Raw genomic sequence first — 13,621 nt, 5'->3', positions numbered from 1 at the left:
GGGTTTTTAGTTTAGTTCATCCATGAAGGATCTGAAGGATTTTCACGCCATTTAAATAGCTTTTCCATCGCTTCTTCTTCAATGTATCCCGCTTCGTTTGCCGTCTCTACTAGCGTAGAGTAGTCTGTTAAAGAATAAACTTGAAGTTCTTTTTCTTTAAACAGCTGACGCGCTTTTTCCAGCTCATATGTAAAGATAGAAACAACTCCTAGCACTTCACAACCCTGCGCTTTTAATGCATCGACTGCGGTAAATACACTTCCGCCAGTTGAAATCAAATCTTCAATCACAACTACTTTTTGACCTTTTATTACTTTTCCTTCAATTTGATTTCCTTGGCCATGTTCTTTTGCTTTGCTTCGCACATAGCACATCGGAAGCTCTAGCGCTTCACTTACCCATGCTGCATGAGGAATACCAGCTGTAGCTGTACCAGCAATCACTTCTGCATTGGCAAAATACGTTTTAATTAAATGCTGCAGACCTTTTGCAATTTCTTTTCGCACTTTTGGGTAGCTAAGCGTTAGACGGTTGTCACAATAAATAGGCGACTTAATTCCAGAGGCCCACGTAAACGGATCGTTCGGTTGAAGGCTTACTGCCTCAATATCAATTAATTGTTTTGCAATTTCTTTTCGTAGTTTTGTCATCGCGTAATACGCTCCCCTTTCCACTGCTGTAACATCTCATAATATGCTTTAAGCGGGTCTTTTGCTTTAGTAATAGAACGTCCAACCACAATGGCACTTGAGCCATATTCTCTCGCTAGCTGAGGCGTTGCTACGCGGACTTGGTCATCTACTGAATCTGCGCCCATACGAATACCCGGCGTTACGGTCAAAAAGTCCTCTCCTGCTGCTTTTCGAATCGAAGGCACTTCATGAGTAGAACATACAACGCCGTCTAGTCCGCTTTTTTTAGCAAGCGCTGCATAATGCGTAACCACTTCTTGCATCGAGTGCGTAATCAGCTGCTGCTCTTTTAGCATTTCATCCGATGTACTTGTTAGCTGAGTAACCGCAATACAATCCGGACGTTTTTTGCCAGCAGCGGTTCCTAAGTCAAGTCCTTCAACGGCTGCTTGCATCATATTCGTTCCGCCGGCTGCGTGAACGTTAACCAAATCCACTTCAAGAGAAGCCAAAGACTTCATTCCTTGCTTTACCGTATTGGGAATATCATGAAGCTTTAAGTCTAAGAAAATCTGGTGGTTTTGCTCTTTTAATGCAGAAATAATGGATAGCCCTTCTTTATAAAACAGTTCCATGCCTACTTTCACAAATAATGATTCTTGTTGAAAAGGCATTAAAAACTGCTGTACATCGTTAATTGATGAAAAATCAAGAGCAATGATTAACGGTTGCTTCACGCTTTTTCCAGCTCCTTCCGATACATTCTGAAACATGCTCGTATCCTAATGATGTTAATAGCCTTGGCAGTTCGTCAATGATGGTTGGGCATACATACGGATCGACAAAGTTTGCTGTACCAACCGCTACGGCACTTGCACCTGCATATAAAAATTCAAGTGCATCTTCAGCAGTCGTCACTCCGCCCATACCGATAATTGGAATGTTTACTTTTTGGCTCACTTCATACACCATTCGAATCGCTACCGGTTTAATTGAAGGTCCTGACAGTCCGCCTGTGCCGTTCGCTAAAACCGGCTGAGCTGTTTTCAAATCCAGACGCATCCCGAGAAGCGTATTGATCATCGTTAAGCCATCCGCGCCAGCTTCTTCAACAGCCATTGCCATGTCTACAATATTGGATACGTTTGGTGATAGTTTAACATAAACTGGAACATTTGAAACATCTTTTACCGCTTTTGTTAAACGAGCAGCGATGACAGGATCTACGCCAAACGCAATTCCGCCTTCCTTTACGTTAGGACATGAAATATTCAATTCAAGTGCTTTCACATTTGATACGGTTGAAATTTCTTTTGCTACGTGCACATATTCTTCAATTGAAGCACCGGCTACGTTCGCGATAATCGGCACATCATATTGCTGAAGCCAAACGAGCTCTTCATTCATTACTTTTTCTAGCCCAGGATTTTGTAATCCAATCGCATTTAACATTCCTGCAGATGTCTCCGCTACGCGAGGAGTTGGATTGCCAAAACGAGTTTCAGCAGTAGTCGCTTTAATCATAATGGCTCCAAGTGCATCAAGTGAATAAAATTGAGCATACTCACGCCCAAATCCAAAGCAGCCGGATGCTGGCATAATTGGATTTTTCAAATCTAACCCTGGCAATGTCGTTTTTAGCATACTCATAGAAGCACCTCCCCTGCTTGAAAGACGGGACCGTCGCTGCAGATTTTTTTATACGCCGTAGAATCTTCACTTTCCCTGCATACACATGCAAAGCAAGCGCCGATTCCACAGCCCATTCTTTCTTCTAAAGAAATGTAAAGCGGCTTGTTTGTATAATTATTTTCTAGTGCTTTTAACATCGGAGTTGGACCGCATGAAAACATAACGTCATATGAAAACTGATGCTCGTCAATCACCGTTGTGACAAAACCTTTTGTTCCGTAAGAGCCGTCTACCGTTGCAATATATGTTTCTCCTAAAGCTAAAAACTCTCGTTCATAAAATACGTCTGCTTTTGATTGAAAACCTAGGACGTGAATAACCTGCACGCCTTTTTCACGAAGTCTTTTTGAAAGCTCATAGAGCGGAGGCACTCCAATGCCTCCCCCTACTAATAAAGCCGTTTGACCTGACTCTATTGCATCTAATGGAAAACCGTGGCCAAGGGGACCTAACACGTCAATCGACTGTCCGGCTTGTTTTTCAGCCAGCAGCGATGTTCCCGCCCCTTCTGCACGGTAAATCATCGTAAATTGTTCGTGCGTTTGATCAATTTCTGCAATACTGATTGGTCTGCGAAGCAGTGGCAAATAGTCGTTGTTGACGCGGATATGCACAAACTGCCCCGGCTCATTCATGAAACGAACAAGCTCGCCTTGAAGGGTTAATTCATATACATTGTGTGTTAACGGTCGCTGACTGACGACTTGCATCATTTCATGTTTGATCATACGGTTGTCACCTCTTTGGTTGGACGAACTTTTTTCATTGGCGTTGTATGGAAGCTGATCGTTTCAAGCACTCGTAAAATCGCTTCTGCTGTATCAAGTGATGTTAAGCAAGGTACGCCATTTTCAACTGCTTCACGGCGAATTTTAAATCCGTCACGCGCAGGCTGTTTTCCTTTTGTTAGCGTGTTGATGACCAGCTGGGCTTCACCTTTTCGTATCACATCTAAAAGATTGTGATCTTCATGATGAATTTTATTTACTATTTTTACGCGAATGTCTTCTTTTGTAAACGTTGAAGCTGTTCCTTCCGTTGCAATCACCTGGTAGCCAATATTAGCAAAGCGCTTTGCTAACGCTGTTGCCTCTTCCTTATCTTTATCCGCTACTGTCATAAGTACTGAACCGTACGGCTTAATGGACATACCTGACGCAATTAGTCCTTTATATAATGCTTTTTCGTACGTTGAATCTTGCCCCATTACTTCTCCAGTAGATTTCATTTCAGGTCCAAGCGTAATATCTACGCGGCGTAGTTTTGCAAATGAGAAGACCGGCACTTTTACGTAGACGCCTTCTTCTTCAGGGTGCATGCCTGATTCATAGCCAAGATCTTTTAAACTTGTTCCTAAAATTACTTTTGTTGCCACATTCGCCATCGGAATACGCGTGATTTTACTTAAGAACGGCACCGTACGGCTTGAACGAGGATTTACTTCAAGAACAAACACTTCTCCTTTTGATAAGACGAACTGAATGTTAAGCAGTCCAATAATGTTTAAGCCTTTTGCAATTCGTGTTGTGTAATCAATGATCGTATCTTTTACGTCCTGTGACAGAGTTTGCGGTGGGTATACAGCGATGGAGTCGCCTGAGTGGACACCCGCGCGCTCTACATGTTCCATGATCCCTGGAATAACCACTGTTTCACCGTCTGAAATAGCATCGACTTCAATTTCTTTTCCTGTTAAGTAGCGGTCGATTAATACAGGATGATCAGCGTGTACTTTTACCGCGTGTTTCATATAATGAAGCAGCTCTTCTTCTTTATACACAATTTCCATTGCGCGTCCACCCAGTACGTATGAAGGACGTACAAGCACCGGATAACCAATTTCTTTTGCGACAACCACTGCTTCCTCAACTGAAGTAACCGTCTTTCCAAGCGGCTGAGGTACTTCTAAACGCGCTAGCGTCGCTTCGAATTTTTTACGGTCTTCCGCTGCATCTAAGCTTTCAAGCGACGTACCTAAGATCTTGACCCCTCTTGCTTCTAGCTCATCCGCTAAGTTGATTGCTGTTTGACCACCGAACTGTACAACCACACCTTCTGGTTTTTCTAAATCGATGATATGCATCACATCTTCAATCGTCAGCGGCTCGAAGTATAATTTATCTGAAATACTGAAGTCAGTTGATACTGTTTCTGGATTGTTATTGACAATAATCGCTTCGTATCCAGCTTCTTTAATCGCCCACACCGAGTGCACCGTTGCATAGTCAAACTCAATTCCTTGCCCGATGCGGATCGGACCTGATCCTAACACCACAACGCTTTTACGATCTGTAACAATCGATTCATTTTCATCTTCAAACGTGCCGTAGAAATATGGTGTTGTAGATTCAAATTCTGCTGCACATGTATCTACCGTTTTGTATACTGGCATCACGCCGTTTTGTTTGCGGAAGTCGTATACTTCACGCTCTGTTTGATTCCATAGCTTAGCAATCGTGCAGTCTGCAAATCCCATTTCTTTTGCTTCCTGTAAAACTTCTACATTATGAATCTCTTCTTTTAACACATTTTCAAAAGCAATCACTTTTTCAAGTTTTACTAAGAAGAAAAGATCGATTTTACTCCACTCGTGAATTTGCTGAATCGTTACGCCGCGGCGGATGGCTTCTGCGACGTAGAATAATCGCTCATCGCCAGCTTTGCGAATACGTTTTTCAATAATGGCATCATCAAATTCATGCGCATCTTTTAACTCTAAGTGATGAACGTTTGACTCAAGTGAGCGTACGGCTTTTAAAATTGACTCTTCGAACGTGCGGCCAATTGCCATTACTTCCCCTGTTGCCTTCATCTGTGTACCTAGTTTACGGTTAGCTGATTCAAATTTATCAAACGGCCAGCGTGGAATTTTAGATACGATGTAATCTAGTGCAGGTTCGAAACATGCGTATGTCTTCCCAGTTACCGGGTTCATCATTTCATCTAATGTTAACCCTACCGCAATTTTTGCGGCTAATTTTGCAATTGGATACCCTGTTGCTTTTGATGCTAAGGCCGACGAACGGCTTACACGAGGGTTTACTTCAATTACGTAATACTGGAAGCTTTCTGGGTCTAGTGCTAGCTGAACGTTACATCCGCCTTCGATTTTAAGCGCTCGGATAATTGTTAGTGACGCATTTCTAAGCAGCTGATACTCACGGTCGCTTAGCGTTTGGCTTGGTGCTACAACAATTGAATCTCCCGTATGAATACCGACCGGGTCAAAGTTTTCCATATTACATACTACAATCGCATTATCGTTTGCATCGCGCATTACTTCATATTCAATTTCTTTAAAGCCTGCAATGCTTTTCTCAAGTAAGCACTGTGTTACAGGACTGTGTTTTAACCCACTTGTTACAATTTCAATCAGCTCTTGCTCGTTGTTACAAATTCCGCCTCCCGTACCGCCAAGCGTATAAGCAGGACGCACGATTACCGGATAGTTTACTTGTTCAACAAACGCATACGCTTCGTCTAGTGAATGAATGATTTCACTTGCTGGGACAGGCTGATTTAGTTCATTCATTAATGAACGGAACTGCTCACGGTCTTCAGCTTGTTCAATCGCTGATAATTTTGTCCCGAGAATTTCTACGTTAAATTCTTCTAAAATGCCCGTTTCGTGTAATTCTACCGCTAAGTTCAGTCCCGTTTGACCGCCAAGCGTTGGAAGCAGTGCATCCGGGCGTTCTTTACGAATAATTGAGCTTACAAATTCAACCGTTAGAGGTTCAATATATACTTTGTCTGCCATTTCTGAATCTGTCATGATTGTTGCAGGATTGGAGTTCACAAGAATAACTTTGTATCCTTCTTCTTTTAACGCAATACATGCTTGCGCTCCTGCATAGTCAAACTCTGCCGCCTGTCCAATGACGATTGGTCCTGATCCGATTACGAGAATTGTGTTAATATCTTGACGTTTTGGCATTAGCAATTACCTACTTTCTGATTGTTTTTCATAAGATCCATAAATTCGTTGAACAATCCGTTTGCATCTTCAGGTCCCGGTGATGCTTCAGGGTGATACTGAACCGTAAATGCCGGATATTCTTTATGCTTTACTCCTTCAACTGTTCCATCGTTAAGCGCAACGTGCGTCACTTCTAATGGCGTGTTGACAAGAGATGGCTCACACACTGTATAGCCGTGGTTTTGAGATGTAAGAGCTACTTTATTGGTTTTTAGATCCTTTACAGGATGGTTGGATCCACGATGACCAAATTTCATTTTTTCTGTATCTGCTCCGCATGCTAGAGCAAACAGCTGATGTCCTAAACAAATTCCGAAAAGCGGAACCTTCCCTAAAACCCCTTGAATCATCTCGATTGCTTCAGGTACGTCTTTTGGGTCTCCAGGTCCGTTGCTTAACATGATGCCATCTGGATTTAATTGAAGAATTTCTTGCGCAGTTACGTTATAAGGAACCACAATCACGTCGCATTGACGAGCTGTTAATTCACGTAAAATTCCGTGTTTCATTCCAAAGTCAACGAGTACCACTTTTTTACCTCTGCCTGGGCTTGGGTAAGGCTTCACCGTTGATACTTTTTTAACTGAATCATTTGGAAGTTCATGATTTTGAAGCTGTGCTACCACTTCTTCTACATTGACTTCCATGCTGCATACGCGTCCGCGAAGCGCACCGTGCTGACGAATTTTTCGCGTTAATTTTCGCGTGTCGATTCCAGCTAATCCTGGAATATCTTTTTGTTTTAAAAATTCATCTACTGATAGTTCGCTTCTGAAGTTTGAAGGAGCATCACAAATTTCTTTTACAATCAAACCGTGTACAGCTGGTTCAATCGACTCAAAGTCATCGCGGTTAATACCGTAGTTTCCGATTAAAGGATATGTTAATGTCACAATTTGTGCACAGTATGATGGATCAGATAGAATTTCTTGATATCCTGTCATTCCCGTGTTGAAAACAACTTCTCCTGTCATTTCTTTGTCGCTGCCGAATCCTTTTCCGATAAATACTGTTCCATCTTCTAAAATTAGTTGACGTTGCATGCTTTAACATCCTCCCATACTCGTTTACCTTCTACTAATGTCATTACCGGCCAACCTTTGCATACCCAGTTAGCAAACGGCGTGTTTTTACCTTTTGATACAAATTCTTCTGGATTAATTGCTTTTTCTGTTTCAAGATCAATGATGGTTAAATCCGCTGTTTTTCCCACTTCAATCGTGCCATAAGGAAGATTGAATGTTTCAGCCGGCTTGTTTGTTAAATACGATACTAGCTGCTCTAGCGTCATTACTTCTTTTAATACCAAGTTTGTATAAAGAAGCGGGAAAGCTGTTTCAAGTCCCACAATTCCAAACGGCGCAAGCTCCATGCCTTCTGCTTTTTCGTCCGCTGTGTGCGGTGCGTGATCAGTGGCGATAAAATCAAGCGTTCCGTCTAATAAAGCTTCAATTAATGCCTGTTGATCATCTTTTCCTCGAAGCGGCGGATTCATTTTGAAATTCGAATCAAGTCCCGGGATATCTTCTTCATTTAGTAACAGATGATGAGGCGTTACTTCTGCAGTTACGCGAATGCCTGCTTTTTTCGCATCACGAATGGCGCGAATGGATTCTTTTGTACTTACGTGACACACATGGTAGTGACAGTTTGCTGCTTCAGCAAGCAGGACATCTCGTGCAATTTGAACGGCTTCGCAGATAGATGGGATACCGTTTAGTCCATGTTCTTTTGCAAATTTCCCGTCGTGTACGCAGCCTTTGTTAATTAAATCATTATCTTCACAGTGTGCAACGATTGCTTTGTTTAATGAAGCGGCTTTTTTCATCGCTTCTAGCATCATTCCTGTTGACTGAACCCCTACTCCATCATCTGTAAAAGCAAATGCTCCCGCTTCTTTTAAGCCTTCAAAGTCCGTTAATTCTTTTCCCAATTGACGAGTAGTAATCGATGCGTACGGTAATACGCGCACATGTGCTGTTTGTTCAATGCGCTTGTTTACCCACTCCATTTGTTCAACAGTATCAGGCACTGGACGCGTGTTCGGCATTGCAGCAATTGCTGTAAAACCGCCCTTTGCAGCTGCTAGAGTACCTGTTTCAATTGTTTCTTTCTTTTCTCCCCCTGGCTCACGCAAGTGAACGTGGACATCGATTAAACCCGGTGATAAGAAGTTCCCGCCTGCATCAATGACTTCTTCATTCTCTACGTCAATGTGTGAAGCTATTTCAGCAATTACACCATTTTCAATTTTCAGTTCGACTTTTTCAATTTTTCCTTCATTTAACCATGTAGCATTTTTGATAATTGTTGTCATTATTAAGTCCCCTTTCAATTGGTTGTAGCGCTCTTGCTAATACTGCCATGCGAATGTATACGCCATTTTGCATTTGTTTAAAAATTCTTGAACGTTCACATTCAACGAGCTCATCTGCAATTTCGACTCCTCTGTTCACCGGAGCTGGATGAAGAATAATGCTATGTGATTTCATTTTCCGCTCTCGTTCAACGGTTAATCCGAAGCGGCTATGGTAGTTCTTTGCAAGCTCTGAAGTGTTCTCTTCATGCCTTTCAAATTGAATACGCAGTAGCATCACAACATCGACCGTTTCGATTGCTTCATCGATATTAAGATATGTACCGTGTCTGTTCTCTTCATCTTTCCATTCTTCAGGTCCCGCAAAATATACGGTCGCCCCTAGTTTTGTCAGCATTTCTGCATTCGATCTCGCTACGCGGCTATGTCGCAAATCTCCGACTATTGCGACTTTTAATCCTTTAAACGAGCCGAACTCTTGGCGAATTGTCAGTAGATCAAGCAGACACTGAGTTGGATGCTGACCGCATCCGTCTCCTGCATTAATGATGGGAATCGATACTTTTTCCTGCAGTGCTTCATAATAACGATCTTGCGGGTGGCGAATAACAACTGACTGAACACCGATTGAAGCTAATGTTTCAATCGTGTCATAAAGCGTTTCTCCTTTTTGGACGCTTGAAGTTGTTACTTCAAACGGAATTGTTGTTAATCCTAGCTGCTGTTCTGCCATTTCAAAGCTGCATCGAGTACGCGTGCTCGCTTCAAAAAATAAGTTGGCAACAAACATTTTCTCTTCCGGTTTCCATCCTTGTTTATTCGTTCGATAGTTTTCAGCGCTGTCTAAAATCTCTAGAATTTCATTTGTTTCTAGTGTTGAGACTGTCACTAAATGTTTCATATCGATTCCCTCCATTTTTGCTTTCCTCGCATTTCTTTATAAAAAACACCCTTTCTAACTTAGAAAGGGTGTAAGAAAACAAGCTTCGTCTATAACGCGCTTTTCACACACCCTTAGAAACCTCTCTGGATTTCAATTAAAAGGCGTTCTATGAAATTTTTCGTGCTGACGTTTGTTGAACGTTTTCTGCTTCTTTTATCTTCTCTTTCGGCAGAACTAGATTCAGCAGAACTCCCATGATAGCAGACAGTGCCATGCTATCAATCTTTACATGTTCTGAGATATCTAAGTGTGCTCCTCCGATTCCTAACACTAAGATAATCGAAGCAATCATTAAGTTTCGTTTTGATCCAAGATCTACCTTTGCATCCACCATCATGCGCAAGCCTGATGAAGCAATGATTCCGAATAAGAGAATTGAAATCCCACCCATGACCGGCGTTGGTATACTTGAAATAAGAGCGTTGATTTTGCCGACAAACCCGAACAAAATCGCGAAGACTGCTGCTCCTGCTATTACAAATACGCTAAGCACCTTTGTGATAGCTAACACTCCGATGTTCTCACCATATGTTGTGTTTGGAGGTCCGCCGATCAGCGCAGCAAGCATAGTGGCTACTCCGTCTCCTAAAATCGATCTGTGCAGCCCTGGCTTTTCAATATAGTTTCGATCCACAATCTTATTTAAAACAAGAATGTGTCCAATATGTTCTGAAAGTGTTACGACTGCTACAGGTACCATGATAAGCACAATCCCTAGTGAAATGGACGGCGTGTATGTGACGAACGGCACGTAGAAGTGAGGTATTTCAATCCACTCTGCTTTCATTACCTTTGAAAAGTCTACCAATCCTTGTGTATAAGCGAAGATGTATCCGCCGATAATTCCCATCAGTACCGGAATCAGGCTGATAATGTTTTTAAAGAAGATTGAGCAAGCAACTGTTATTGCTAGCGTTACAAGCGCAACCATCAGGTAAGTTAAGCTGTAATTTCCTTTTGCATCGTTCATCGCCATGCCTACTGCTGTATTAGCTAATCCTAAGCCTATAACCATAATAACTGGTCCTACTACAACCGGAGGAAGCAGCTTCATAATCCAATTGATTCCTGTTCCTTTTATAATCAAAGCAACGATTCCATACACAAGTCCGGCTAAGAAACAGCCAACCATCGTTTCTTCAGGTCCAAACGAAGCTTTTGCGAAAATGATTGGCGTGATGAACGCGAACGATGAACCAAGGTAAGAAGGAATTTGACCTCTTGTAATGAGCAGGAAAGCAAGCGTTCCTACCCCACTTGAAATCAAAGCAATTGCCGGGCTGAATCCGACTAGGAACGGCACTAGCACCGTCGATCCAAACATTGCAAACAAATGCTGCAGACTCAATGTTAACCAATTTACTGCTTTTGGTTTATCATGTATATCAAGTACAAAATCTCGTTGTTGACTCATATGTTTTTCCTCCTATCACTATAAAAAAACCTCTTTACGCAGAGGCAAAGAGGTTTTCAGCATACAAGGAAGACGCTATACCGCAGTATAGTTTTCCTTGTATAGTGACCCCCCTTTTGCAGCCTCACGGGACTACTATTTAAAAGGGTATATAATTTATTTTTCGTAAATAGACACGTGGTCTTTTTCGTCTACTTCCATCAAATGCACCGCAATTTTTTCACTTTTAGCTGTCGGTACGTTTTTACCAACATAGTCTGCTCGAATCGGCAGCTCGCGGTGTCCTCTATCCACTAAAACAGCCAGCTGAATGAGTTCCGGTCGACCGATATCAATTAGTGCATCAAGTGCTGCTCGAACCGTACGGCCCGTATATAACACATCGTCTACTAAGATGACGTTCTTATTTGCAATATCTGTCGGAATATCTGATCCTTTTACGAGAGGCTCATCATTGCTTGTCACTTTCGATAAATCATCTCGGTAAAGCGTGATGTCTAGTTCTCCGACTGGCAATGTATTTCCTTCAATTTGTGCAATTCGTTCTGCTAAACGTTTTGCGATATAAATACCTCGCGTTTTAATCCCCACTAGCACACAATTTTCGATTCCTTTATTCTTTTCAATAATCTCATGTGCAATTCGAGTTAAAGCGCGGCGAATAGCCTGTTCGTCAAGTACGGTAGCTTTTACGTTCACTGTTTTTCACCTCAAGTTGTTGACATAAAAAAATCCTCTTGCCTTGAGGCAAGAGGATTTGGTTTTAGACATATTTCTTCAAAAAGGCTATAAGTATGCCTTTTCTGCACCGTTTCCTTCTCAGCCTCTCTGGACTGTTCTTAAAGGTTCTTATTAAGTTAATACAAGTATGCCATCACTTATGGCAGTTGTCAACTTCTTTTTTCAATAAGCTCTAGCATCTCATTAAACTCTTTTGGAGCCGGTGCTTCAAATTCCATATATTCATTTGTACGAGGGTGAATAAAGCCTAATACACCTGCATGAAGTGCTTGTCCGTCAATCGGAAGCGTTTTTTTCGGTCCGTACTTCGGATCTCCAGCAAGCGGAAAGCCAATATACTTCATGTGAACGCGAATTTGGTGTGTTCGCCCCGTTTCTAGCTTACATTCGACAAGTGAAAAATCTTTAAAACGCTGCAATACAGTAAAGTGCGTCACTGCATCACGACTGTTTTCATCAGTGACCGTCATGCTTTGACGATCTTGCTTATCTCGGCCGATTGGCGCATCAATTGTACCGTGATCGTGCGCAATTACTCCGTGAACGATAGCTTTATAGCGACGCGTCACTGTTTTAGCTACAAGCTGACTAACTAGTGATTCATGGGCTAAATCATTTTTTGCAACCATAAGTAAACCTGACGTATCTTTATCAATTCGATGAACGATCCCAGGGCGCATAACGCCGTTAATACCGGATAAATCTTTACAGTGAGCCATTAAGCCGTTTACAAGCGTGCCGCTATGATGACCTGGAGCTGGATGTACAACCATGCCGCGAGGTTTATTTACAACAAGCACATCTTGATCTTCATAATAAATATCTAAATCCATTTCTTCCGCTACCACATCAAGCTCCTCTAGTTCCGGCACTTCAATAATAATAGCGTCTCCTGTTTTACATTTATAGTTTCCTTTAACGGTTTTATCATTCACTTTTGCATGACCTTCTTTGATCCACTGCTGCACTTGTGAACGTGACCATTCTGCATTTACAGTCGAAAGTACTTTATCAATACGTTCTCCCGCTTGTTCTTCATTTATAACTGTTTCAATTACATTCATTCTTTGTGCTCCTTCTTCATTTTCCCTTCAAACAGCGTCATAATAAACATGATGATTACTCCGACGACAAGTGCCGAATCAGCTACGTTAAAAATCGGAAAATCATACGTAAAGATGTATGTATTTACGAAATCAACTACTTCTTTACGGACCACTCGATCAATAAAGTTTCCAATGGCGCCGCCTAACATTAATGCTAGCGCAATACCGAACCATTTATCTTGTTTTTTGAGCTTTTGAATATAAATTATTAAACCGACTACCACAACCACCGTAATGAGATAAAAGAACCACATCTGTCCTTGTAAAATCCCCCACGCGGCTCCTCTGTTACGATGAGAGGTAATGTAAAGAAAGTTTTCAATTACGGTGATGCTTTGTCCATAATACATTTCTTTTACAATCATCCATTTTGTTACCTGATCAATAAGTATAACAGCTAAAGCGATAAGATAATAAAACACAAACGTTTTCCTCCCGCAATAAAATCAAACGAATCCATACTAAAGCATTTTAGCACATAATTCATTTTTTTTCTCGCTTCTCACCATAAAACAAATAAATCTTCGTTTGTGCGGGCCGTCGGCATTACTTTTAATTTATGAATAGACATCACTTCGCCAGTTAGTTCATCAATTCCGAACGCACCAACGTCAAGCTTTGCTAGCGCGTGTTCTACATCTTTTAAATCGGCTTTAATCATTTCTATTACGTAACGTTCCTTTTCATCTATATAACCAGATTGTTCTGTAGCATATCTCAATAGGCGATCTTGTAATTCTTCTTTGATAAGAGCTAATTCCTGTCCAATGGAAAGATAATTTTCATACATGCAAACG

13 protein-coding genes are annotated in these 13,621 nt (G+C 41.6%); all 13 read right to left on the bottom strand.

The window, feature by feature from the left end; genetic code table 11:
- Window positions 1-11: 11 nt before the first annotated feature.
- Window positions 12-650 carry an orotate phosphoribosyltransferase gene (pyrE, locus tag AC1VNJ_RS03290; RefSeq protein WP_482640304.1) on the bottom strand — a complete coding sequence of 213 codons (639 nt, stop codon included), beginning with the start codon at window positions 648-650 and terminating at the stop codon, window positions 12-14.
- A complete protein-coding gene (gene pyrF, locus AC1VNJ_RS03285) occupies window positions 647-1,369 on the bottom strand; it encodes an orotidine-5'-phosphate decarboxylase (protein ID WP_028411462.1) in 723 nt (240 codons plus the stop codon). Before pyrF ends, pyrE begins: the two co-directional genes overlap by 4 nt.
- On the bottom strand, window positions 1,341-2,282 hold the full coding sequence (locus tag AC1VNJ_RS03280; RefSeq protein WP_013058933.1) for a dihydroorotate dehydrogenase: 942 nt from the start codon (window positions 2,280-2,282) through the stop codon (window positions 1,341-1,343). Before AC1VNJ_RS03280 ends, pyrF begins: the two co-directional genes overlap by 29 nt.
- Window positions 2,279-3,052 carry a dihydroorotate dehydrogenase electron transfer subunit gene (locus AC1VNJ_RS03275; protein ID WP_034265289.1) on the bottom strand — a complete coding sequence of 258 codons (774 nt, stop codon included), beginning with the start codon at window positions 3,050-3,052 and terminating at the stop codon, window positions 2,279-2,281. The genes AC1VNJ_RS03280 and AC1VNJ_RS03275 overlap by 4 nt, the downstream gene beginning before the upstream one ends.
- Window positions 3,049-6,261: a carbamoyl-phosphate synthase large subunit gene (carB, locus tag AC1VNJ_RS03270; RefSeq protein WP_014458390.1), complete on the bottom strand. Its 3,213-nt coding sequence runs from the start codon at window positions 6,259-6,261 to the stop codon at window positions 3,049-3,051. The genes AC1VNJ_RS03275 and carB overlap by 4 nt, the downstream gene beginning before the upstream one ends.
- The gene (locus AC1VNJ_RS03265) at window positions 6,261-7,346 is read right to left on the bottom strand and encodes a carbamoyl phosphate synthase small subunit (protein ID WP_155010532.1); all 1,086 of its coding nucleotides are present in this window, start codon (window positions 7,344-7,346) and stop codon (window positions 6,261-6,263) included. The genes carB and AC1VNJ_RS03265 overlap by 1 nt, the downstream gene beginning before the upstream one ends.
- A complete protein-coding gene (locus tag AC1VNJ_RS03260) occupies window positions 7,331-8,620 on the bottom strand; it encodes a dihydroorotase (protein WP_028411465.1) in 1,290 nt (429 codons plus the stop codon). The genes AC1VNJ_RS03265 and AC1VNJ_RS03260 overlap by 16 nt, the downstream gene beginning before the upstream one ends.
- Entirely contained in the window at window positions 8,583-9,521 is a 939-nt protein-coding gene (locus AC1VNJ_RS03255) for an aspartate carbamoyltransferase catalytic subunit (RefSeq protein ID WP_482640303.1), read from the bottom strand. The genes AC1VNJ_RS03260 and AC1VNJ_RS03255 overlap by 38 nt, the downstream gene beginning before the upstream one ends.
- A gap of 148 nt (window positions 9,522-9,669) precedes the next feature.
- Window positions 9,670-10,977 carry a uracil-xanthine permease family protein gene (locus tag AC1VNJ_RS03250; protein ID WP_028411467.1) on the bottom strand — a complete coding sequence of 436 codons (1,308 nt, stop codon included), beginning with the start codon at window positions 10,975-10,977 and terminating at the stop codon, window positions 9,670-9,672.
- Between the two features lie 156 nt (window positions 10,978-11,133).
- A complete protein-coding gene (gene pyrR, locus AC1VNJ_RS03245) occupies window positions 11,134-11,676 on the bottom strand; it encodes a bifunctional pyr operon transcriptional regulator/uracil phosphoribosyltransferase PyrR (protein ID WP_013058940.1) in 543 nt (180 codons plus the stop codon).
- A 191-nt stretch (window positions 11,677-11,867) separates the two neighbouring features.
- A complete protein-coding gene (locus AC1VNJ_RS03240) occupies window positions 11,868-12,782 on the bottom strand; it encodes an RluA family pseudouridine synthase (protein ID WP_013058941.1) in 915 nt (304 codons plus the stop codon).
- Complete coding sequence (lspA, locus tag AC1VNJ_RS03235) at window positions 12,779-13,246, bottom strand: signal peptidase II (RefSeq protein WP_013084844.1); 468 nt, start codon at window positions 13,244-13,246, stop codon at window positions 12,779-12,781. The genes AC1VNJ_RS03240 and lspA overlap by 4 nt, the downstream gene beginning before the upstream one ends.
- A gap of 80 nt (window positions 13,247-13,326) precedes the next feature.
- Complete coding sequence (locus AC1VNJ_RS03230; protein WP_013084845.1) at window positions 13,327-13,614, bottom strand: conjugal transfer protein TraR; 288 nt, start codon at window positions 13,612-13,614, stop codon at window positions 13,327-13,329.
- Between the last annotated feature and the right edge of the window lie 7 nt (window positions 13,615-13,621).

This window comes from Priestia sp. 3CA3 (assembly GCF_056836725.1).
Note: the sequence above shows the minus strand (reverse complement) of the source record. Positions and strands in the feature narration are given on the sequence as shown.